The sequence below is a fragment of the Pseudobutyrivibrio xylanivorans genome, assembly GCF_010906925.1.
GTDB lineage: Bacteria > Bacillota > Clostridia > Lachnospirales > Lachnospiraceae > Pseudobutyrivibrio.
Genome location: NZ_VTVE01000001.1, coordinates 340,379 through 361,610 on the forward strand (window position 1 = coordinate 340,379; position 21,232 = coordinate 361,610).

The 21,232-nt window shown below is 40.2% G+C and carries 22 protein-coding genes, 1 tRNA gene and 1 riboswitch; of the genes, 22 read left to right on the forward strand and 1 reads right to left on the reverse strand.

Features of this window, described 5'->3' with window-relative positions; genetic code table 11:
* Window positions 1–3: 3 nt before the first annotated feature.
* The 11 genes from F0Q01_RS01700 (at window position 4) to F0Q01_RS01750 (ending at window position 11,079) form a co-directional block, all read left to right on the forward strand.
* Window positions 4–753, forward strand: coding sequence for a GNAT family N-acetyltransferase (locus tag F0Q01_RS01700; protein WP_090151978.1), 750 nt, complete (start codon window positions 4–6; stop codon window positions 751–753).
* 1 nt (window position 754) lies between these two features.
* Entirely contained in the window at window positions 755–1,582 is an 828-nt protein-coding gene (locus F0Q01_RS01705; RefSeq protein WP_090151974.1) for an AraC family transcriptional regulator, read from the forward strand.
* A 52-nt stretch (window positions 1,583–1,634) separates the two neighbouring features.
* A riboswitch (FMN riboswitch) is annotated at window positions 1,635–1,749 on the forward strand.
* A gap of 222 nt (window positions 1,750–1,971) precedes the next feature.
* Window positions 1,972–3,069, forward strand: coding sequence for a bifunctional diaminohydroxyphosphoribosylaminopyrimidine deaminase/5-amino-6-(5-phosphoribosylamino)uracil reductase RibD (ribD, locus tag F0Q01_RS01710; RefSeq protein ID WP_090485564.1), 1,098 nt, complete (start codon window positions 1,972–1,974; stop codon window positions 3,067–3,069).
* Window positions 3,069–3,734, forward strand: a complete 666-nt coding sequence (gene ribE, locus F0Q01_RS01715; RefSeq protein WP_090485567.1) for a riboflavin synthase — start codon at window positions 3,069–3,071, stop codon at window positions 3,732–3,734. The genes ribD and ribE (F0Q01_RS01715) overlap by 1 nt, the downstream gene beginning before the upstream one ends.
* Before the next feature lie 22 nt (window positions 3,735–3,756).
* On the forward strand, window positions 3,757–4,977 hold the full coding sequence (locus tag F0Q01_RS01720) for a bifunctional 3,4-dihydroxy-2-butanone-4-phosphate synthase/GTP cyclohydrolase II (RefSeq protein ID WP_090487576.1): 1,221 nt from the start codon (window positions 3,757–3,759) through the stop codon (window positions 4,975–4,977).
* Between the two features lie 17 nt (window positions 4,978–4,994).
* Window positions 4,995–5,459, forward strand: a complete 465-nt coding sequence (ribE, locus tag F0Q01_RS01725; protein WP_090485571.1) for a 6,7-dimethyl-8-ribityllumazine synthase — start codon at window positions 4,995–4,997, stop codon at window positions 5,457–5,459.
* Window positions 5,460–5,692: 233 nt separating this feature from the next.
* The gene (locus F0Q01_RS01730) at window positions 5,693–7,177 is read left to right on the forward strand and encodes an L-fucose/L-arabinose isomerase family protein (RefSeq protein ID WP_090485574.1); all 1,485 of its coding nucleotides are present in this window, start codon (window positions 5,693–5,695) and stop codon (window positions 7,175–7,177) included.
* 327 nt (window positions 7,178–7,504) lie between these two features.
* A complete protein-coding gene (xylB, locus tag F0Q01_RS01735) occupies window positions 7,505–8,962 on the forward strand; it encodes a xylulokinase (RefSeq protein ID WP_090485577.1) in 1,458 nt (485 codons plus the stop codon).
* 267 nt (window positions 8,963–9,229) lie between these two features.
* Window positions 9,230–9,595 carry a GntR family transcriptional regulator gene (locus F0Q01_RS01740; protein WP_090151957.1) on the forward strand — a complete coding sequence of 122 codons (366 nt, stop codon included), beginning with the start codon at window positions 9,230–9,232 and terminating at the stop codon, window positions 9,593–9,595.
* Window positions 9,596–9,608: 13 nt separating this feature from the next.
* Window positions 9,609–10,313, forward strand: a complete 705-nt coding sequence (locus F0Q01_RS01745; protein WP_090485580.1) for an ABC transporter ATP-binding protein — start codon at window positions 9,609–9,611, stop codon at window positions 10,311–10,313.
* Between the two features lies 1 nt (window position 10,314).
* A complete protein-coding gene (locus tag F0Q01_RS01750) occupies window positions 10,315–11,079 on the forward strand; it encodes a hypothetical protein (protein ID WP_090485583.1) in 765 nt (254 codons plus the stop codon).
* 96 nt (window positions 11,080–11,175) lie between these two features.
* On the opposite strand, the gene F0Q01_RS01755 is transcribed toward F0Q01_RS01750, so the two are convergent.
* A tRNA-Glu gene (locus F0Q01_RS01755) sits at window positions 11,176–11,247 on the reverse strand.
* Between the two features lie 192 nt (window positions 11,248–11,439).
* Between F0Q01_RS01755 and F0Q01_RS01760 the strand changes: the two genes are divergently transcribed.
* The 11 genes from F0Q01_RS01760 to F0Q01_RS01815 all read left to right on the forward strand — a co-directional run bounded on the left by F0Q01_RS01760 (window position 11,440) and on the right by F0Q01_RS01815 (window position 21,232).
* On the forward strand, window positions 11,440–11,796 hold the full coding sequence (locus tag F0Q01_RS01760; protein ID WP_090485586.1) for a CidA/LrgA family protein: 357 nt from the start codon (window positions 11,440–11,442) through the stop codon (window positions 11,794–11,796).
* The gene (locus F0Q01_RS01765; RefSeq protein ID WP_090485589.1) at window positions 11,796–12,488 is read left to right on the forward strand and encodes an LrgB family protein; all 693 of its coding nucleotides are present in this window, start codon (window positions 11,796–11,798) and stop codon (window positions 12,486–12,488) included. The genes F0Q01_RS01760 and F0Q01_RS01765 overlap by 1 nt, the downstream gene beginning before the upstream one ends.
* Window positions 12,489–12,512: 24 nt before the next feature.
* The gene (locus F0Q01_RS01770; protein WP_090485592.1) at window positions 12,513–13,142 is read left to right on the forward strand and encodes a histidine phosphatase family protein; all 630 of its coding nucleotides are present in this window, start codon (window positions 12,513–12,515) and stop codon (window positions 13,140–13,142) included.
* 73 nt (window positions 13,143–13,215) lie between these two features.
* Window positions 13,216–13,584: a hypothetical protein gene (locus F0Q01_RS01775; RefSeq protein ID WP_163927103.1), complete on the forward strand. Its 369-nt coding sequence runs from the start codon at window positions 13,216–13,218 to the stop codon at window positions 13,582–13,584.
* 72 nt (window positions 13,585–13,656) lie between these two features.
* Window positions 13,657–14,409 (forward strand): anti-sigma factor antagonist, encoded by a 753-nt coding sequence (locus F0Q01_RS13955; protein WP_330388672.1) that lies wholly within the window; start codon window positions 13,657–13,659, stop codon window positions 14,407–14,409.
* 84 nt (window positions 14,410–14,493) lie between these two features.
* Window positions 14,494–14,670 carry a DUF4250 domain-containing protein gene (locus tag F0Q01_RS01790; protein WP_090485595.1) on the forward strand — a complete coding sequence of 59 codons (177 nt, stop codon included), beginning with the start codon at window positions 14,494–14,496 and terminating at the stop codon, window positions 14,668–14,670.
* A 2-nt stretch (window positions 14,671–14,672) separates the two neighbouring features.
* Entirely contained in the window at window positions 14,673–15,839 is a 1,167-nt protein-coding gene (locus F0Q01_RS01795; protein ID WP_090485598.1) for a CapA family protein, read from the forward strand.
* Window positions 15,840–16,119: 280 nt separating this feature from the next.
* Window positions 16,120–17,103 (forward strand): phosphate acetyltransferase, encoded by a 984-nt coding sequence (gene pta / locus F0Q01_RS01800; protein WP_090151927.1) that lies wholly within the window; start codon window positions 16,120–16,122, stop codon window positions 17,101–17,103.
* Between the two features lie 265 nt (window positions 17,104–17,368).
* On the forward strand, window positions 17,369–19,132 hold the full coding sequence (gene recJ, locus F0Q01_RS01805; RefSeq protein ID WP_090485601.1) for a single-stranded-DNA-specific exonuclease RecJ: 1,764 nt from the start codon (window positions 17,369–17,371) through the stop codon (window positions 19,130–19,132).
* 96 nt (window positions 19,133–19,228) lie between these two features.
* Window positions 19,229–20,173 (forward strand): alpha/beta fold hydrolase, encoded by a 945-nt coding sequence (locus F0Q01_RS01810; RefSeq protein WP_090485604.1) that lies wholly within the window; start codon window positions 19,229–19,231, stop codon window positions 20,171–20,173.
* A 15-nt stretch (window positions 20,174–20,188) separates the two neighbouring features.
* Window positions 20,189–21,232, forward strand: coding sequence for a DUF6709 family protein (locus tag F0Q01_RS01815; RefSeq protein WP_090485607.1), 1,044 nt, complete (start codon window positions 20,189–20,191; stop codon window positions 21,230–21,232).

Below are 21,232 nucleotides of genomic sequence, written 5' to 3' on the forward strand. Positions count from 1 at the left end.
AATTTGAAGTATTTGCATGATGTAGTTAAAGTGACAGATATAGAGTCCCTTCATTTTGATTATCCAGAGGGGACTTTGGTTTTAACAGATAATCAGGCTGTTATAGATGCTTGTAATGAGAAAAAGCAGCCGGTGGTGGCATTTGAACATGATGGTGTTACCATGCTTAAGTGTGACCATATTTTAATTGATCCAGACGAGGTTGATGATCAGGACTATGAGGATATATATCGTAGATGCGTAGGACTTCCGCTTTTTATATCCGAGACTGACAGGACTATTATTAGAGAGTTTTCCATGGATGATTTAGATAGCTTGTTTGAGCTATATGATAATCCTGGAATTGTAGAATATATGGAGCCTCTTTTTGAGTACGAAGAGGAGCGGCAATACGAGGAGAATTACATTCAATATATCTATAAATTATATGGATTTGGAATGTGGTTGATTTTTGATAAAGCTACTGGCAAACTAGTTGGTAGAGCAGGTATTGAAGTTAGAGAATCCTGTGACAGAGAGAATCAGGCGGAGCTTGGTTTTTGTATCTCCCCTGATAGATGGAAACAGGGGCTTGCCTTTGAGGTGTGCTCTGAGATCATTAGACTGGCAAGGGATAGATTTTCCCTGACGAGTCTTGTGGCTAGATGCGACCCTGATAATGTGGCAAGCAGGGGATTATTGAAAAAGTTGGGGTTTTCACATATTGGCTTCGAGCTGGATGGAGATTGTAGATATTTTAGGGAGATAGGATAGTATGGATTTAAAAGCTTATCAGCACGAGGTGGTTGTTACAGATGCGGGATTACCTTTCAAACTTTTTTCATTTGAAGGAGCAAATGGTAATTATACAAGAGATAAGCATTGGCACCGTTCGATAGAGATTTTTGCAGTATGGGAGGGCAAGCTTGACTTTACTCTTCACGAGAAGAAGTTCCCTCTTAGCGCAGGCGAATTTGTTATTGTAAATAGTAATGAGGTGCATAGCATTGCAGCCCCAAACCCTAATAGGACAGTGGTTCTACAGATTCCACAGGACACATTTGCGGATTATTTTACAGATGATCAGTTCATTTGGTTCTCCCATGGAGATAGAGAGACTGACCACAGAGTGTTTACTCTTCTTCAGGAGATGTATCTTATCAATACAAAAGGGGAGGAGGGGTATCGCCTTCAGGTCCTCAGTCTTTACTATGAGCTTTTGTATATACTCGTTACCAAATACAGAAAGTTCAATGTAAATGAAGACATTTTAAAGAGCAACAAGCAGCTTAAGAAGCTTTCAAATATTACTAGATATATGAAGGATCATTATGCTGAGCCTCTTTCTCTTGAGATGATGGCAGAGCAGTTTAGTTATTCACCATCATATCTATCGAGAATGTTCCAAAAGCATGCGGGCATCAATTTCAAGGATTATCTTCTTGGTATCAGACTTGAGCATGCAGTTAGAGAATTAGAGGAGACAGGAGGCCAGATAGTAGATATTGCTCTAGGCAATGGCTTCCCTAATTCAAAGGCATTTTCCAATGCTTTTAGAGACAAATATGGTGTGTTACCTAGCGAATATCGCAAGAATAAATAATCATAGCTGTTGACTTTGATATATTGTTTGGTTACAATCATTTCAATTGAATAGATGTCTTCAGGGCAGGGTGTGATTCCCTACCGGTGGTATAGCCCACGAGCCTTTTGGCATGATTCGGTGAGATTCCGAAGCCGACAGTATAGTCTGGATGAAAGAAGATGGTAGTTTACTTTTGAATTTATGGCTCTGAGATTTTATGTCTCAGAGCTTTTTAATTTATAAGGGTAGATGTTTCTTGCAAAAGTTTGAAACAGAAGCTACGTATTTAGCCTTGGAGAAATCCAAGGCTTTTTTGATTCTATTTGTGAGATATCACATGAGCAAAGCAGTGGAACTGCGATTTTGGGAATGGGGGGCTGAATAGAATCTTAAAAATAGGAGGAATTATGGAAGATAAAATTTATATGCAACGAGCAATTGAGCTTGCCAGGCGAGGTGAGGGATTCGTAAATCCGAATCCTATGGTGGGAGCAGTAATAGTCAAAGATGGTGTGATTATAGGCGAGGGCTACCATGAAAAATATGGACAGCTTCACGCTGAGAGAAATGCCTTTAAGGATTGTAAAAAAAGAGGAAACTCAGCAAAAGGAGCAACAATGTATGTAACCTTAGAGCCATGTTGCCACTACGGGAAAACACCTCCATGTACAGAAGCTATTATTGAGAATGGAATCAAAAGAGTGGTGATTGGAACACTTGATGTGAATCCTGTGGTTGCTGGAAAAGGAGCCGAAATTTTAAGGTCCAGTGGCATCAAAGTTGAAGTAGGACTTCTAGGAAAAGAATGCAAGAATCTCAATAGAATTTTTAATAAATACATGGCAACAGGAAAGCCATATGTTGTTATGAAATACGCAATGACTGCTGATGGCAAGATAGCCACAAAAACAGGTGAGTCAAAGTGGATAACTGGAGCTGAGGCAAGGAAAAATGTTCATAGACTAAGAAATAGATTGTCGGGAATTATGGTTGGCGTATCTACGGTAATTATGGATGATCCAATGTTGGATTGTCGATTAGATGAGCCGGCTGTTAATCCAATAAGAATTATCTGCGATTCCCATTTACGAACTCCAATTGAATCAAAGATCGTTCAAACAGCAGATAGCATAAAAACTATCATTGCAACCACATCGAAAGATGAGGCTAAGGTCGCTGAGTTAGAAAAAAGGGGCTGCTTGGTTTTGAGATTACCGAAAACTGAGCAGGGAATCGATTTAAATGCTCTGATGGTGGAGCTTTCCAATAGAGGAATTGATAGCGTGCTGATTGAGGGAGGAGGAACTATTAATTATAGTGCCCTCAAGTCAAAAATAGTGGATGAGATACATATCCACATGGCTCCAAAGATTTTTGGAGGAAGCAGCAAATCACCAGTAGAAGGGGCAGGCATAGAAAGCATCAACGATGCAATAAGGCTAAATCCAATTAATACCAGCTGGCTTGGTGAAGATTTGGTTATAGAAAATGAGGTGATTTACTGATGTTTACGGGAATAGTTGAAGAGCTGGGCAGTGTTAGGAGAATTGTTAAAGGCCCTAAGGAACAGCGGATTACTATTGCATGTAAAAAGATTTTGGAGGATATCCACCTGGGAGACAGCATTGCTGTAAATGGCGTGTGCCTGACAGTGGTGGATTATGATGGCTCCTCTTTTTCTGCTGATGTTATGAATGAGACAATGGCTCGTTCTAGCTTGGGGAGCCTTAATGCTACAAAGCCTGTAAATCTTGAGAGGGCTATGAGCGCCGATGGAAGATTTGGAGGTCACATAGTAAGCGGTCACATTGATGGCACAGGAACCATCCAAAGCATCAAAAAGGATGGAAATGCTGTTTGGTTTGAAATAAAGGCCGGTGGAGAAATAATTGGTGGGATTGTTGAAAAGGGCTCTATAGCAATTGATGGAATTAGCCTTACGGTTGCAACAGTAGATAGTAGCAGCTTCAAAGTATCAATCATCCCACACACATTAAAGGAAACGGTTTTGAGTCAGAAGCAAATCGGGGATGTAGTGAATTTGGAAAATGATGTTGTGGGGAAATATGTTAAGAAATTTTTGGCAAGCTTTGCAAATACAGAGACTTCTGATGATAGAAAAGAGACAAAAAGTTTGACAAAAGAGTTTTTAATGGCAAACGGATTTTAGGTCTTTTAGGAAAGGGTAAATGATGGAAAGAGAATTAATTGAGAAAGCTATCAAGGATTTGCAGACGGGCAAAGTGATTATGGTTATGGACGACGAGGACAGAGAAAACGAAGGTGATTTCATCTGTGCCGCGGAGTTTGCTACCACTGAAAATGTTAATTTAATGGCATCTGTAGGCAAGGGGCTTATCTGTATGCCAATGAGTGAAAGATTGGCGACGAAATTGGCGCTGCCACCCATGGTTACTCACAACACCGATAATCACGAAACCGCATTTACGATATCCATTGATCATGTATCTACTACAACAGGAATATCAGCAGCAGAACGAGGAATTACTGCTAGAAGCTGTGTTAAAGATGATGTAAGTCCTCTTGATTTCAGACGACCAGGTCACATGTTTCCACTGGTGGCAAAAGAGGGCGGCGTGATAGAGCGAGCTGGCCATACAGAGGCCACAGTTGATTTGATGAAGCTAGCAGGTCTTAAGGAATGTGGGCTTTGCTGCGAAATCATGGCAGAGGACGGCTCGATGATGAGAGGTGAGAGCCTTAAGAAACTTGCTGAGGATTTGGGGATAACATTTATTACAATTCCTCAGCTTGTGGAATATCGCAAGGTTTACGACAAGCTTGTAGAGTGCGTAGCCATTGCCAAGATGCCTACAAGATACGGTGAGTTTATGGCACATTGCTACATTAATAAAATAAATGGGGAACACCATGTGGCTTTAGTTAAGGGCGATATTAGTGATGGAGAAAATATTCTTTGCCGCGTTCATTCGGAGTGCCTGACAGGGGATGTCTTTGGCTCTATGAGATGTGATTGTGGTCAGCAGTTTGATGCTGCTATGAAAGCTATCGCAAAAGAGGGCCGAGGAGTTCTTTTATATATGAGACAAGAGGGCAGGGGAATTGGTCTTGTGAATAAATTGAAGGCCTACAAGCTTCAGGATGAAGGTATGGATACTTTGGATGCAAATATAGCACTAGGATTTCCAGGAGATTTGAGAGAGTACTACACAGGAGCTCAGATTCTTAGGGATTTAGGAATTCATTCACTTGAGCTTCTCACTAACAATCCAGACAAAGTATATCAATTATCCGACTATGGAATGGAAATTTCTAAAAGAGTTCCTATTGAAATAGAGGCAAACAAATATGATGTTTTCTATTTAAAAACAAAGAAAGCTCGCATGGGACATATTTTAGAAGTGGAAGATGTTAAACAGGAAATTATTTAATTAAAGGAGAATATAATATGAAAGTTTATGAAGGAAAGCTTGTATCAGAAGGCGTAAAGGTAGGTATTGTAGTAGCAAGATTTAATGAGTTTATTACATCAAAGCTTTTAGGTGGTGCCATTGATGGCTTGAAAAGAGAGAATGTAAAAGAGGATGATATTGATGTGGCTTGGGTTCCAGGTGCATTTGAGATTCCACTTATTGCTAAAAAGATGGCTGAAAGTAAAAAATATGACGCTGTTATCTGTCTCGGTGCAGTAATCAGAGGCGCAACATCACACTATGACTATGTTTGTGCTGAGGTATCAAAGGGTGTTGCACAGGTGTCTATGAATGCTGATATTCCAGTAATGTTTGGAATTCTCACAACAGATACGATTGAGCAGGCTGTGGAGCGCGCAGGTACAAAGGCAGGTAATAAGGGATTTGAATGTGCTCAGGGTGCAATCGAGATGGTTAATCTTATCCGTGAGATGAAATAGCAAAAATTAATAAAAGTCAAAAAACTTACATCACGTAGTAAATTTTTAAAAGTCTCTAATACGTTAATTTTGATAATATTTGTATAACAAATGACAGTATTTTGTAAGAAATGCTGAAAGTTCGCCATTTACTGGCATAAAGTAACAAAAATGGCGAGCTTATTATCAAACGTATTGGAGGCTTTTCCTATTTATGAGACAAAGGGAAGGCTAGTAAAAGGAGGGTAATTAAAATGACAAACATGCCAAATGTAAAAATTGGTGTAGTAGCAGTATCACGTGACTGCTTCCCAGAGAGCTTATCAGTAGACAGAAGAAAGGCACTTATTGCAGCTTATACAAAGAAGTATGGTAGCGAGCACATCTATGAGTGTCCTGTATGTATAGTAGAGAGCGAGATCCATATGGTTCAGGCTCTTGAGGATATCAAGAAAGCTGGATGTAATGCACTTTGCGTATATCTTGGTAACTTCGGTCCTGAGATTTCAGAGACACTTCTTGCTAAGCACTTTGATGGTCCTAAGATGTTCTGTGCAGCAGCTGAGGAGTCAGGCAACAGCCTTTTAGATGGTAGAGGAGATGCTTACTGCGGTATGCTTAATGCTTCTTACAACCTTCAGCTTAGAAATGTTAAGGCTTATATCCCAGAGTATCCAGTAGGTGATGCTGAGGATTGCGCTGATATGATTCATGACTTTGAGCCAATCGCTCGTGCAGTAATCGCACTTTCTGATCTTAAGATTATCAGCTTTGGTCCACGTCCAATGAACTTCCTTGCTTGTAATGCACCAATCAAGCAGCTTTACAACCTTGGTGTTGAAATCGAGGAGAACTCAGAGCTTGATCTTTTCGAAGCATTCAACAAGCATGCTGGTGACAGCCGTATTCCAGAAGTTGTTGCTGATATGGAGAAGGAGCTTGGCGCTGGTAACAAGAAGCCAGAGGTTCTTGAGAAGCTTGCTCAGTATGAGCTTACACTTAAGGATTGGGTAAGAGACCACAAGGGATATCGTAAATACGTAGCAATCGCTGGCAAGTGCTGGCCTGCATTCCAGACACAGTTTGGTTTCGTTCCTTGCTATGTTAACTCTCGTCTTACAGGTGAAGGAATCCCTGTATCATGTGAGGTTGATATCTATGGATGTCTTTCAGAGTTTATCGGTACAGTTGTATCAGAGGATATTGTTACACTTCTTGATATCAACAACTCAGTACCAAAGGATATGTACAATGAGGAAATCAAGGGTAAGACAAATTACACACTTGAGGATACATTCATGGGATTCCACTGCGGAAATACATGCTCTAAGAAGCTTGCATTCTGCGAGATGAGAAACCAGAAGATTATGGCACGCGCACTTCCTGTAGAGGTTACAAACGGAACACTCGAGGGAGATATCGCTCCAGGTGAGATTACATTCTACAGACTTCAGTCTACAGCAGACAACAAGCTTCGTGCTTACATTGCACAGGGCGAGGTTCTTGATGTACGTACTAAGTCATTTGGTTCAATCGGTGTATTTGCTATCCCTGAGATGGGCAGATTCTATCGTCATTGGTTAATCGAAAAGGGATTCCCACATCACGGTGCTGTTGCATTCGGTCACTATGGAAAGTCACTCTTCGAAGTATTTAAGTACATCGGAGTGTCTGTTGACGAAATCGGATACAACCAGCCTGCAGGCGTAAGATATCCTACAGAGAATCCTTGGAGATAATAAAATAGTGAGTGACTGACTTGAAGGTTAGCGTGCTCCCGCAGGCCACCTTCCATACTCGGTCAAGGGAACCCTCCTCCGGATATGTAAGCTTCGCTTACTAGAGCAATAGTTTCCGACGCAGAGCTTGGAAACTATTACTCCTTTCCCGCCCGGTGTAGGTCCCTCCCTTGACCGGCATGGAGCCTTCCTGCTAGCGCTGCTTAGACTTTGAGTCAGTCACTTTTTGTTTTTTCTAATGAAATAGGTTGGTTATAATCAATCTATTTCATTAGAGAAAATATAGCATACAAGGCTAGTTAAGGTGTAGAAAAGGAGAATGGAATTATGTATTACATTGGTGTTGATCTTGGTACATCCGCAGTTAAGCTCCTTCTTATGGAAGGCAACGGAGATATCAAGAAAATCGTTTCAAAGGAATATGACCTCAGCTTCCCACATCCAGGTTGGTCTGAGCAGAAGCCAGAAGATTGGTGGACTCAGGTAGTCGCTGGTATCAAGGAGCTTACTTCAGAGGTTGATAAGTCGCAGGTTGCTGGTATTTCATTTGGTGGCCAGATGCACGGACTTGTAACACTTGATGCAAATGACAATGTTATTCGCCCAGCAATTCTTTGGAATGATGGACGTACAGGAAAAGAGACAGATTATCTCAATACAGTAATTGGAAAGGATAAGCTTTCTGCATACACAGCAAATATTGCCTTTGCTGGATTTACAGCTCCAAAGATTCTTTGGATGCAGGAGAATGAGCCAGAGCTTTGGGCTAAGGTTGCAAAGATTATGCTTCCAAAGGACTATATTGCATACAAGCTTTCCGGATCATTCTGTACAGATTATTCAGATGCCAGTGGAATGCTTCTTCTTGATGTAAAAAATAGATGCTGGAGCAAGGAGATGATGGATATTTGCCATGTCTCAGAGGCACAGCTTCCTAAGTTATATGAGAGCTATGAGGTAGTTGGCACAATTAAGCCAGAGGTTGCTTCAGAGCTTGGCTTTACAAATGATGTAAAGATTATCGCAGGTGCAGGCGACAATGCAGCAGCAGCTGTTGGTACTGGTACAGTAGGAGAGGGCAAGTGCAATCTTTCTATTGGTACTTCAGGCACAATTTTCATCTCTAGCAAGAACTTTACAGTAGACCCTGCAAATGCTCTTCATTCATTTGACCATGCTGATGGTGGTTATCATCTTATGGGATGTATGCTTTCTGCAGCATCTTGCAATAAGTGGTGGATGGATGAGATTCTTAAGACAAAGGACTATCCAGCAGAGCAGGCAGGTATTAAGAACCTTGGTGAGAACAGAGTATTCTATCTTCCATATCTTATGGGAGAGCGTAGCCCTCACAACAATCCAGATGCACGCGCTATGTTTATAGGCATGTCAATGGATACAACAAGAGAGGATATGACACAGGCTGTTCTTGAGGGTGTTGCATTTGGACTTCGCGATTCACTTGAGGTAGCTAGAAGCCAAGGTATTAAAATCGAGCGTTCTAAGATTTGCGGTGGTGGTGCTAAGTCTCCACTTTGGCAGCAGATTATCGCTTCAGTTATGAACCTTAAGCTTGATATTTTAGAGAATGAGGAAGGCCCAGGTCTTGGTGGTGCTATTCTTGCAGCTGTTGGTTGTGGAGAATATGCATCAGTTGAGGAGGCTTGCGACAAGCTTGTTAAGGTAAAGACTACAGTTGAGCCAGATCCAGAGCTTATTCGTAAATACGAAGAGCGTTATCAGGAGTTCAAGAAGCTTTACCCAACAGTAAAATCGCTCTTTTAGAATAATTATATAGCGCGTAAAAAACGGAGCTTCGTTGCTTTCATATTCTTCTTTTGAAGGCGGTAGACGTCAAGCTCTTAGGTTGCTCAAGCGAATCATGTTAGATGAGCGGAGGAACCTAAGGCTTGTAGTCGTGACCGACTTTGTTGGGAGAGTAAAGATGGCAACGGAGCTTTTTTAATTTTTTTTAAAAAAGTGGTTGACAGATATATTATACTAGTGTACTATTCCTATAGTACACTAATACATTAGAAAAAGGAGTGAGCTATGAAGTACGATACAAATGCTCCCATCTATCTACAAGTGGTGGATGCCATCAAGCTAGATATTATTAATGGGAAGATAAGCCCAGGTGAGAAATTACCATCAGGAAGGGATTTGGCTGTGTTGTACACTATCAATCCAAATACTTCAGCTCGAGTTTATACCGAGCTTGAAGCCCAGGGTATTTGTTACACAAAAAGAGGAATGGGCACCTACGCGACAGAAGACTTGAAGCGGATAAAAGCATGCCGCGACGAGATGGCTAATGAGACACTTAATAAGTTCCTTGTTAGTTTGAAACAGCTTGGTATTTCAAAAGAAGAAGCAATCGATATGATTAACCAGGCAAATGATATATGCATCTTATAGGGAGGTATTTTTTATGAAACTAGAAAGTATTAATGTTACAAAGAAATTTCCTGGAAAAGTTGCCATTGAAAATATTTCGATGACTTTAGAGCCAGGACACATATACGCCTTACTTGGACCTAATGGAAGTGGTAAGACAACATGGATGAAGACAGTTGCAGGTCTTATCAAGGCAACATCAGGCGAGGTTAAATTTAACGATGTGGCAGTTAACACAGACAGCCGCAAAAAGATAGCTTACATGTCTACTGAGCCATACTTTTACGATTGGATGACAGTAGGGGATGTTGGGAAGTACTATCAGGATTTCTTTGATGATTTCTCAATGGAGAAATATGATGAGCTCCTTGCAGGAATGAATCTTGATAAGAAGCTTAAGATCAAGACTCTTTCATCAGGTATGATGGCAAAGCTTAAGATTGCAGTTACCATGGGTAGAAATGCAGATGTTTATATGCTTGATGAGCCACTTAATGGAATCGATTTGATTGCAAGAGATGAGGTTATGAGAATGGTTCTCACCTCTGCATCAGAAGACAATATTATGATTATTTCTAGTCACCTGGTTGAGGAGCTTGAGGCCTTAGTTGACCGAGCAATCTTCATTCAGGATGGACATTTTGCTGGAATGTATGATGTAGAGCAACTTAGAGTTATGGAGAGTATTTCACTGGCAGATAAGTACCGCGAAGTATACAGCGGAGTAAGGGAGGCATAATATGTTAAAACTATTTAAATATGAATTTAGAAAGTCACTTGCTGTTAAGGTAATCATACTTTGCATCACAGCACTTATTGAGTTTTTCTTCTTAATTGGACTTTATGGAGAAAATGATAATATTTTCGCAGCATCAGCCTTTTTCTTATTTTTGATGGCTTTCGTTGCAACAGTTATAATTGGTGTTCATAGCATGAGGCTTTTAAAAAATGATTTGAATACAAAACAGGCATATATGCTTTTTATGACACCTAATAACAGCTACAAGATTCTTGGTGCTAAGGTAATCGAAAATGGAGTATCTATTTTCTTGGCAGGAGCTTTTTATTTAATTTTAGCAACTATTAATATGACCATGATTGTGGGTAAATATGGTAGATTGTCAGATATGCTTGATATTATAAATGCCATATTTGCAGTAAATAGCTGGGAAGAGATCACATTACCTCTTGTTGCTTCATATGTATTTGTTTCGGTATCACATTGGTTATACATTATTGCAGTTGCATTTTTTGCTATTGTGCTTTCAGCTACATTCTTCAATGGAAAAAAATGGAATTCATTTGCCTCAATTGCTGTTTTCATAGGAATTGTTATTGTAGTTAATATACTTTTAGCTACTATTTTGGGAGGGGCATCTTTTTCGGGATCAAGTATTATAATTAATTCAACTCACAACATTTTAACAGCAGTAGTATACCTAGTATTATCAGCTGTTATGTATGTTATCACAGCATGGATAATGGATAATTCTCTTTCAGTATAGACTCTCGTCGAAAGGGCAGCGCTTCGGCGCTGTTTTTTTGCATTGCAAATAGAAATTTAGACAAGAAAAAAGCACCGAAACAATCGGTGCTTTAAGCAGTTCCTAGCGGAATCGAACCGCTGTTTTCGCCGTGAGAGGGCGACGTCTTAACCGCTTGACCAAGGAACCATATATTGTGTTGCCGTGCAACGAAGATAATAATACTATGAATTTATCCATTCGTCAACAAAAAAATGCAATTAAGTGAAAGATATGTGGACTATGTTGTTAATGACCCTGGTTAGTGCTACAATTTAGGCGTTTAATGCGGGGGAATATTTACAAATATTTTTGCAAGCATATTTGAAGGTAGGTATTCTAATGAAGTATTTGAAACAGTTTCTAATTATCTTGTTGATTTCCTTATTGGGAGAGTTCTTAAAGGCGATTATTCCTTTTCCAGTTCCAGCTAGCATTTATGGAATGATTATTCTTTTTGTTTGTCTTCTTACAAAATTAATAAAGCTTGAAGATGTAAGGGATGCAGGAAAATTTTTAATAGAGATTATGCCGGTTATGTTTATTCCGGCTGGTGTTGGGCTTGTTACATCATGGGGCGTGTTGCAGCCAATTTTAGTTCCAGTGAGCATCATCACAGTTGTAACTATTTTTACAGTTATGGCAGCTACAGGTCTTGTGTCTCAGATGATGATTAAAAAAGATAAGGAGGTGCAGTAATGAAAGAGTTTTTACAGCAGTCTTCTTATTTGGCAGTTGCAGTGAGCCTTGTTAGTTACGGCGTGGGAAGCTGGCTCAAAAATAGATTTAAGACAGGTTTACTTAACCCACTTCTTGTATCGATTGTTTGCACCATTTTATTCTTGTTTGGAACAGGGATTACCTATGAGACATATAATGAAGGAGCCAAGTTTTTAACATGGCTTTTGACACCGGCTACTGTCAGTCTAGCTATTCCTCTTTATGAGCAGTGGGAGCTTCTTAAAAATAATGCTAAGGCAGTTATGGCAGGCATTACAGCAGGTGTTATTACAAGCCTTCTTACAGTGCTTCTTTTGTCCATGGCCCTTGGACTTACACACGAGGAGTATGTGACACTTCTTCCAAAGTCAATCACCACAGCTATTGGTATGGGTGTGTCTGAGGAGCTTGGTGGCTATGTGACAATTACAGTTGCAGTTATTGTAATCACAGGCGTTATTGGAAATATTTTAGGTGAGTTTATTTGTAAGCTTTTTAGAATTAAGGAGCCTATTTCAAAGGGATTGGCACTTGGAACTGCAAGCCACGCTATTGGTACAGCCAAGGCCATGGAGATTGGAGAGATTGAGGGTGCTATGAGTAGCCTTTCAATTGCTGTGGCAGGTATTCTTACAGTTTTATTTGCAACAATTTTTGCAGGCTTATTATAAATTAGTTAGGAAGTTGGGGCGGACATGGATATTTACTTGATGAGACATGGTCAGACAGATTTAAATGTACAGAAGAGACTGCAGGGTTCTTCTGATATTCCACTTAATGACAGGGGACGCTTTCAGGCATCAGAGACTAGAAAGCTATTTGAAAAAAAGGGCATAAAGGTTACAAAAATCATTGCAAGCCCATTGGAAAGAGCAATTGAAACAGGTCATCTTGCTACAGGAATTGGGATGGATGAGATTGGCACGGAACAAAATCTCATTGAGATGTCCTTTGGTATATATGAGCAGCAAAATATGGAGACAGTGGATCCTGAGTTTTTAGGTAGATGCTTTGACCATCCAGAGACATATGAGCCACCTGCAAATGGTGAGTGCTATGATGAAGTTGTAGCTCGTGCAGGAGCTGTGGTTGAGATGCTTAGGAAAAAGATTTCTCATAAGGAATTTGCCGAGGATGATGTGATTCTCCTTGTAAGTCATGGTGCTCTTAGCCATGGCATGTTTGAGTACATAAAAAAGACACCACGAGCAGCATACTGGGATGTGGATTTCAATAATTGTGCTATTGCGAAGCTTACCATTGGAGTGGACAGGTCAGAGGATGACTACACATTTATCTCCAATGGATTTGAAAAGAATTGGTAAAAATGCCGCAGTATTAACTGATTGGACACATTAATCATTTATAATCATTCTATTGTGATGATGGGGTGGTTATATGATTAATTTGGGTAATTCGGAATTTGATAAGTATATTTCTGAGGAAATTCAAAAGTACAACGGCGTTTCCATGCCTTTAAAGACGGGAATGCTTAGAAGATTACTAGTGACGAGGGTGGGATGCAAAAGACTTCATCCTAATCCTAACGATGAATTTTCTAGGCCGGAGATTGGTCCTAGCTACAGGATTATTTCCGATTATGAAAAGAAATTTTTACACTATGGATGTCCAAGTGATTTTTGCGTAATGGGCATTGATCCTATTGTTGTGGAGCGGATGCATCCTGATGGTTATATGATTTTAAATGGCCATCATAGATGGGCGGCAGTACGGATACAACACCTATCAGCTAGAGGCACAGGATGATGAGTGGAAGGAGAAAATATTATCTAGAGCGGAACAAATCAGGAACATGCCAATATAAATTCAGGAGAAGGTATGAAAAAAATAGAATGTGAAGCCCTGATTAGTAATTTGGATAAAGTGACATCTTTTGTGGAAGATGAGCTTGAAAGTCTAGGTTGTGGCAAGAAGCAACTGATGCAAATTACTTTGGCGGCGGAAGAGATTTATGTGAATATTGCTCACTATGCCTATGGAAAATCCGATGGCGCAGGAGGAGTTGTCCCGGATTCGGGAAGTGGTCCTATGAGCCTTTCAATGTGGGGGGATAATGGATTGGTCACTTTGATTTTTGAGGATATTGGAGTCCCTTATAATCCTCTTGAAAAGGAGGACCCGGATATTTCAGCAGATGTGGATGACAGGCAAATAGGTGGACTTGGGATTTTTATGGCGAAAAAATCCATGGACAATATGAGATATGAGTACAGGGATGGGAGAAATATTCTTACCCTTGAAAAGAGGATTGGAGTAAATGGAGGTGTGAGTATGTTAAACATTAGGGGTGGAAAAAATGGGGAGAATTTACTAATCCAGCTAGAAGGTAGATTAGATACTACAACAGCTTCACAGTTAGAGGAAAAATTGAATTCTGAAATTGATGGAGTGAAGGAACTTACTTTTGATTTGAAGAATTTGGATTATATTTCCAGTGCAGGACTTAGGATTCTTTTATCAGCACAGAAGACTATGAACAATCAGGGCAAGATGATTGTTAAAAATGCTTCTGAGGAGGTTCAAGAGATTTTTGAGGTTACTGGGTTTTCAGACATATTTATCATTCAATAAATGTATGTGAATTGAGAGGCGGCAAAAACCGCCTCTTTTGTGTTATAATGTCCTCGTTATTATGAAATATAGTTAGGAGACATTATGAATTTTCCAAAAGACCCAGTGATGTTACTTTCTGTGGTGAACACAGCACTTAGGGATTATTATAAGAGTTTTGATGCGTTGGTAGAGGATAATGAAGTGGATGGAGATGATATAATAGCTCGATTAGCCAGCATAGATTACCATTATGATTCATCTCAGAATAGGTTCAAATAATTATGAAAAAGTTTTTCGCAGTATTAATTAAAACAGTTTTAATATTGGTACTTATTTTGGCAGCTGGATGGTATGCCTTTGGTTCTGATGGCCCATTTTATGATCAAGGGCAGCAGCTTTATGCAATGTTGCAGGACAAGCTTGGTGGAGTAAAGGAAAACGATATAAATGCATCAGCTGAGCCTGAGGTAGAGCCTACTGTTGAAGAGCAGCCAGAGGAAGAGGAGCTTTCTCCAGAGGATTTGACAACTAGCATTGTTTTTACAGGTGATGTGGAGCTTAGCGAGCACGTTCAGTCAAAGTATGACGCCGGCGGTATTTCGGGAGTGGCTTCACCAGATATTCAGGGACTTATGCAGAATGCGGACTTCACAATGATTAACAATGAGTTTTGTTTTTCAGAGCGAGGACAGCAGGCTCCAGATAAGGAGTACACATTTAGAGTAAATCCAAGCTATGTCAGCATTCTTAATGATTTAGGTGTGGACATTGCAGGCCTTGCCAACAATCATGTTTTAGACTACGGTCATGACGCTTTGACAGATACATTTACCACATTAAAAGACGCAGGTATTGATTATACAGGTGCAGGTAACAGCCTTGAGGAGGCTAGTCGGCTTATTGTTAAAACAGATGCCAAGGGGCGCACCTATGGATTTTTGGCATGTAGCCATGTTATTCCAGTTGCTAGCTGGAATGTTTTGGACTCGCAGCCAGGTGAGTTTTGCTTTTACGATGAAACTGACCTAATTAAGGCGGTTGAGGCAGCAGATTCACAGGTGGATTATTTATTTGTAATGGTTCACTGGGGTACGGAGCATACTACTGAGTTGACTGATTATCAGATAAATGACGGTCACAAGATGATAGATGCAGGAGCAGAGGCAGTTATAGGAATGCACAGCCATTGTCTACAGCCAGTTGAGTATTACAATGGCAAGCCAATTTTTTACAGCCTTGGTAACTTTATTTTCAACCCAACAATCAAGTCAGGCTGCGGTGGAGCAGTAGAGTTTACAGTGGACGAAAATGATGCTGTCACCTATCGAATTGTACCCATTTTTGCATCTGATGCATGCACTTCAGTTGACCCAGAAGGATACAGCTATGTAGAGAGTATTTCTACTAATGTTGCTGTGGATGAAAATGGAATTATAAGTCCTAAATAATGTACCTATTCAGAATACATTCGCATAATCACAGCTAACGCTGCTTTGCTTATGCTCATGTATGTATCTCACAAAATAGCTATCAACAAAATTCTGAAAGCCAGCTTTCAAACTTTAGTTGATAGCTATTTTGCTCTGAATAGGTACAAAATCAAGAACAATTAAATTTGCCATTCATTTTTCACATAAAAGTAGTAAGATAACTATTGGTTTCAAAAAACTAACACATAACCAACTCTAAATAGTTGATTAATTAAAGAAAGATAAGAGGAATAAAAAAATGGCAGGATTTGGAGCATTAATTGACATCCTAAAAAAGGATCCTAAGAAAATTGTTTTTACAGAGGGTACAGATCACAGAATTATTGAGGCATCTAGCCGTCTTCTCGGTTCTGATTTCCTTCAGCCAATTCTCATTGGTAAGGAGTCAGAGGTTAAGGAAGCTGCAGAGGATGCAGGATTTAACATCCGCGGAGCAGTTATTATTGACCCAGACAACTACGATAGATTTGACGAGATGTGCGAGCTTTTCTGTGAGCTTAGAAAGTCTAAGGGCGTTACAATGGAGCAGGCAGCTGCTACATGTAAGCAGGCTAATTACTTTGGAACAATGCTTGTAAAGATGGGCGTTGCTGATGCACTTCTTGGTGGTGCTACATACTCTACAGCAGATACAGTTCGTCCAGCGCTTCAGGTTATTAAGACAAAGCCAGGCAACAGCATCGTATCTTCATGCTTCATCATGGTACGTAACTCAGCTACAGGTGATAGAGAAGTACTTGCAATGGGTGACTGCGCTATCAACATTAAGCCATCAGCTGATGAGCTTGCTGAGATTGCAGGCGAGACAGCAGCATGCGCTAAGATTTTCGGAATTGATCCAAAGATTGCTATGCTTTCATACTCAACACTTGGCTCTGGTAAGGGCGAGGATGTTGACAAGATGCGTGAGGCTACAGCAAAGGCTAAGGAGCGTTACCCTGAGCTTGATATCGAGGGAGAGCTTCAGTTTGATGCAGCAGTTTCTCCACGTGTTGCTAAGACAAAGTGCCCAGACTCTTCAGTAGCTGGTCATGCTAACACATTTATCTTCCCTGACATCAATGCAGGTAACATCGGCTACAAGATTGCTCAGCGTCTTGGCGGCTTTGATGCATACGGCCCAATCCTTCTTGGACTTAATGCACCAATCAACGATTTATCTCGTGGATGCAATGCACAGGAAGTATACTCAATGGCTATCATTACAGCTGCACTTGCTTAGTCTAGAATCTACCAGAACAGTCAATATACATATGTATCTCTGACACGCTTTCGCTCTTGTCGCCCTCATTACCCTACGTAAGAAGCCTCTTACAGAGCCTTCTAAGTAGGGATGGGGCTTTAAGGTCAGGAGATAACATATGTATACTGGCTGTTCTTTTTTTATACTATAATAGCTTAAATGCAGCTGATAATATGTCGGTTGCTCTTTATTTATGCTAGAATTGCTTAGTAATGATACGATTAATTATTTACGGAGAATATGAATGAGTAAGTGGATTTTACAGAGAAAAGCGGCGGACTATAAGGGGTTAAGTGAGAAACTTAAGGTGGATCCGGTGATTGTGCGTCTTATGGTTAATCGCGGACTTTCGACATATGAAGAGATGGAGGAATATTTGCATCCTACGTTGGATAATTTTTCTGACCCACATCTTTTTGCGGACATGGATGAGGCCTGTGGCCTTTTGATGGATGCCATTGATGAGGGCGTGAAGATTCGCGTGGTGGGAGACTATGACGTGGATGGAATCATGTCTACCTATATTTTGACTAGTGCCATTAAAGAGGTGGGAGGCGATGTAGATTATGCTGTTCCACATAGAATGGTAGATGGATATGGTATTAATCCTGAGATGGTGCAAGCGGCTTTTGACGAGGGAGTTCGTTTTATTATTACCTGCGATAATGGTATTGCAGCAGCCCCTGCTGTTGATTTGGCAAAGGAACTTGGGATGACTTTTGTGGTTACTGACCACCATGAGGTGCCTTTTGAGACTGGTGAGGATGGAAGTGTAGTGCAAAAGTTGCCTAATGCCGATGCGGTTGTGGATCCTAAGCGAAATGATTGTGGCTATCCTTTTAAGGGAATTTGCGGTGCTCAGGTGGCATGGAAATTGGTGGATGTGCTGTTTGAGTTTGTTGGACTTGATAAGGAGATGGCGGATAAGTATTTACAGTTTGCAAGCATTGCTACTGTGTGTGATGTAATGGAGCTTAAGGGGGAGAATCGAGCTACTGTTTACCATGGTCTAAAGGCTATTGAAAATACAGATAATGTGGGCCTGAATGCCCTGCTTGCCAGAAATGAGCTTAAGGGGAAGCCTCTTAGCTGCTATCATCTTGGATTTATTATAGGGCCATGCCTTAATGCCAGCGGTAGACTTGATACAGCTTCAAAGGCTATTGAGCTTTTATTTGAAGAGGATTCGGCAAAGGCTCTTGCCAGTGCTAATGAGCTTGTGGAGCTTAATTCTCAGCGAAAGAATATGACCCAGATTGGCATCGATAAGGCTAGGGACATTATTGAAAATAGTGATATTAAAAATCAAAAGGTACTGGTTGTTTATATTCCCGAATTACATGAGAGCTTGGCGGGCATTGTGGCAGGTAGAATTAGAGAGACCTACAACAAGCCGGTTCTTGTAATTACCGATGCGGAGGATGGAGCAAAGGGCAGTGGTCGTTCTATTCCTGCCTATAATATGTTCGAGGAGCTTACGGCTGTAAAAGATGTCTTCACTAAATTTGGTGGACATCCAATGGCTGCAGGTGTTTCCCTTCCTACTGACAAAATTGACGAGCTTAGAGATAGGCTCAATTCCAATTGCAAACTCACAGAGGATGACATGCAGGAGATTATAAAAATCGATTGCGATATGCCTCTTTCATATATGACTGAATCTCTTGTGGATAGCATAGATATGCTTGCTCCATTTGGCACAGGAAATACCAAGCCTCTTTTTGCCCTTAAAAATGTGGAGATAAAAGGTGCTAGCTTTATGGGAAAGGAAGGACAGTTCCTCAGATTAAACGTAGGGACTGAAAATGGTGGCAACATGACTGCCCTTATGTTTAGAAATGTTTTAGAGTTTCAGCAGGCGGTGTCTGATAAATATGGTGAGGATACGTTGCAGAGACTTTTTTCGGGAAATACAATTGATGTAAAAATGGATATTATATATGAGCCTTCCATTAATGAGTATAGAGGCAGTAGAAGTATACAGATTATGGTTGAAAATTTTAAATAGAGGGACTGGCATTTGTTGAATGTAGGGGTTAAATCATTTAAAATCAATTATATTATGTATAAATATTTTAAGGGATAATCGGAAGGATAATTGCTGATGGAAAAGCTAGAGAATTATACATTTGAATCCAGTGATGGACATTCAATTATTCATTGTGTTAAATGGTTGCCAGACAGAGAGCCAGTTGGTGTGATTCAGCTAGTTCATGGTATGGTTGAATATATAGAAAGATACGACGAGTTTGCCAGATTTTTGACTTCTAAGGGCTTTGTCGTAGTTGGTCATGACCATATTGGTCATGGTCATTCAGTTGAGAAGGAAGAGGACCTTGGAATTATGACAGGGGCTCATCCATCTGATGATATGGTGGAGGATATTCTCACTCATTTTTCTATTACTAAGAAGAGCTATCCAGGTATTCCTTATTTCATTTTGGGACATTCAATGGGTTCATATATGCTTAGAAAGTTCTTGGCATGTAAGAGCGCATATTTGGAGGAGCTTAGTGGTGCAATTATTATGGGCACCGGATTTGAAAAGAGCGCATTCTGTAACTTTGGACTTTTTATGATAGGTGCTATTTCTCTATTTAAGGGGAAAAATTATCGCAGCACTTTGATACGTGATTTGACATATAGCGCTCCTTACAAGCAGTATGATTGCTATGGCAAGGATTTTGCCAATTCTTGGCTTACTAAAAATATTAAGAGCGTTGAGAAATATTACAGCGACCCTTATTGTACATTTACATTTTCTCTTAATGCATACCGTGGACTTGTGGAGGCTACTAAATACGCCTGCTCAAAAGAGTGTGCTAACAAGATGAGAAAGAACATTCCACTTCTTGTGATATCTGGAGAGGCAGACCCTGTTGGTAACTTGGGAGCAGGTACTAAGGCTGCATACCAGGAGCTTAAGAAGGCAGGGATTAAGGATGTTACCCTGAAGCTTTACCAGGGTGATCGTCATGAGATTTTAAATGAAATTGATAGACAACAAGTATATGAAGATATTTATCAGTGGGTGGATTCTCACTGCTAAGGATATGGAGTAGTTATGGATTCTTTGGAGCATTTAATTACAAGGTCAATAAAGACATATTACAAAAATAGGCTTTATGCTCCTATTATCTTTTTGATTGTTATTTTGGCACTTGCAATATTTTTCCCTGTAGGTCATATGATAGCGCCAAGGACATATGATGAGGAGGATATTAGCCTTTATCAGTTGTACAACCAAAAGGAGCTTTACGGTAAGTTCAATCTCAAGAATCTTTATTTTACAGGCTACACCAACAAATGGCTTGATAGAACTAGAGGCTATTACTATTACACCATGATTAATTCGGAGTGTGTGGTAGTGCTACTTTCTCCAGACACTTGTGAGCAGGGCTCGCCAACTATCGAGAATATTACCATTAAGGGCAAGGTGATTTATGATTCTCATTCTACCAGGACTTTACTTGGCAACTTGGCTAACGATTTGAACTGGAATGAGGATGGTATTTTATCTACTGTTTCCACCTATAGTATTTCAGAGCCAGATGCGACAGGGCTTATGTCTTCTCTGTTTGTGTTTTTGTATATACTCTTTGCAATCTACAGTGTAGCGTGTATAATTATTTTCTCGGTTTATATAGCATTTCCGGTTCTTTCTCTTCCAATTCAAAAGACTAGAGCTTATGGAAAGCCTGCTGAGATTTTGGCTGAGGCAGAAGAAGAGCTTGCCACACTTCCACAGTTGGCAACAGAGGATATGTTTATTACGGAGCATTATTTTATAGAGACCAGTAGCTATGGTGTGGCTATTGTTCCTATTGATGCCATTATTTGGATTTACAAGTATTCTACAATGCACAAGTTCCTTTGGCATCATTTTTCCATTACATACACTTTGCATATTACTGCGGGCAAGCGTCATTACATTAAGTGCCCTAAGAATATTAAGAGTGATATCGATGGTATTATGGATTACCTTGCCGAGGCTAATCACAATATTTTGGTGGGATTCTCTGAGGAGAATCGTCTCAAGGTCGAGGAGATCCAAAATGATTTTCACATTATTAGAAAGATAACTGGCTTTTTATCCAAGAGGGTTTAA

Bases quoted from the DNA above. Each gene is read 5' to 3' on its own strand.
- F0Q01_RS01705 (WP_090151974.1), top strand. From the start codon at position 755: ATGGATTTAAAAGCTTATCAGCACGAGGTGGTTGTTACAGATGCGGGA.
- ribD (WP_090485564.1), top strand. From the start codon at position 1,972: ATGGAAGATAAAATTTATATGCAACGAGCAATTGAGCTTGCCAGGCGA.
- ribE (WP_090485567.1), top strand. From the start codon at position 3,069: ATGTTTACGGGAATAGTTGAAGAGCTGGGCAGTGTTAGGAGAATTGTT.
- F0Q01_RS01720 (WP_090487576.1), top strand. From the start codon at position 3,757: ATGGAAAGAGAATTAATTGAGAAAGCTATCAAGGATTTGCAGACGGGC.
- ribE (WP_090485571.1), top strand. From the start codon at position 4,995: ATGAAAGTTTATGAAGGAAAGCTTGTATCAGAAGGCGTAAAGGTAGGT.
- F0Q01_RS01730 (WP_090485574.1), top strand. From the start codon at position 5,693: ATGACAAACATGCCAAATGTAAAAATTGGTGTAGTAGCAGTATCACGT.
- xylB (WP_090485577.1), top strand. From the start codon at position 7,505: ATGTATTACATTGGTGTTGATCTTGGTACATCCGCAGTTAAGCTCCTT.
- F0Q01_RS01740 (WP_090151957.1), top strand. From the start codon at position 9,230: ATGAAGTACGATACAAATGCTCCCATCTATCTACAAGTGGTGGATGCC.
- F0Q01_RS01745 (WP_090485580.1), top strand. From the start codon at position 9,609: ATGAAACTAGAAAGTATTAATGTTACAAAGAAATTTCCTGGAAAAGTT.
- F0Q01_RS01750 (WP_090485583.1), top strand. From the start codon at position 10,315: ATGTTAAAACTATTTAAATATGAATTTAGAAAGTCACTTGCTGTTAAG.
- F0Q01_RS01760 (WP_090485586.1), top strand. From the start codon at position 11,440: ATGAAGTATTTGAAACAGTTTCTAATTATCTTGTTGATTTCCTTATTG.
- F0Q01_RS01765 (WP_090485589.1), top strand. From the start codon at position 11,796: ATGAAAGAGTTTTTACAGCAGTCTTCTTATTTGGCAGTTGCAGTGAGC.
- F0Q01_RS01770 (WP_090485592.1), top strand. From the start codon at position 12,513: ATGGATATTTACTTGATGAGACATGGTCAGACAGATTTAAATGTACAG.
- F0Q01_RS01775 (WP_163927103.1), top strand. From the start codon at position 13,216: ATGATTAATTTGGGTAATTCGGAATTTGATAAGTATATTTCTGAGGAA.
- F0Q01_RS13955 (WP_330388672.1), top strand. From the start codon at position 13,657: ATGAAAAAAATAGAATGTGAAGCCCTGATTAGTAATTTGGATAAAGTG.
- F0Q01_RS01790 (WP_090485595.1), top strand. From the start codon at position 14,494: ATGAATTTTCCAAAAGACCCAGTGATGTTACTTTCTGTGGTGAACACA.
- F0Q01_RS01795 (WP_090485598.1), top strand. From the start codon at position 14,673: ATGAAAAAGTTTTTCGCAGTATTAATTAAAACAGTTTTAATATTGGTA.
- pta (WP_090151927.1), top strand. From the start codon at position 16,120: ATGGCAGGATTTGGAGCATTAATTGACATCCTAAAAAAGGATCCTAAG.
- recJ (WP_090485601.1), top strand. From the start codon at position 17,369: ATGAGTAAGTGGATTTTACAGAGAAAAGCGGCGGACTATAAGGGGTTA.
- F0Q01_RS01810 (WP_090485604.1), top strand. From the start codon at position 19,229: ATGGAAAAGCTAGAGAATTATACATTTGAATCCAGTGATGGACATTCA.
- F0Q01_RS01815 (WP_090485607.1), top strand. From the start codon at position 20,189: ATGGATTCTTTGGAGCATTTAATTACAAGGTCAATAAAGACATATTAC.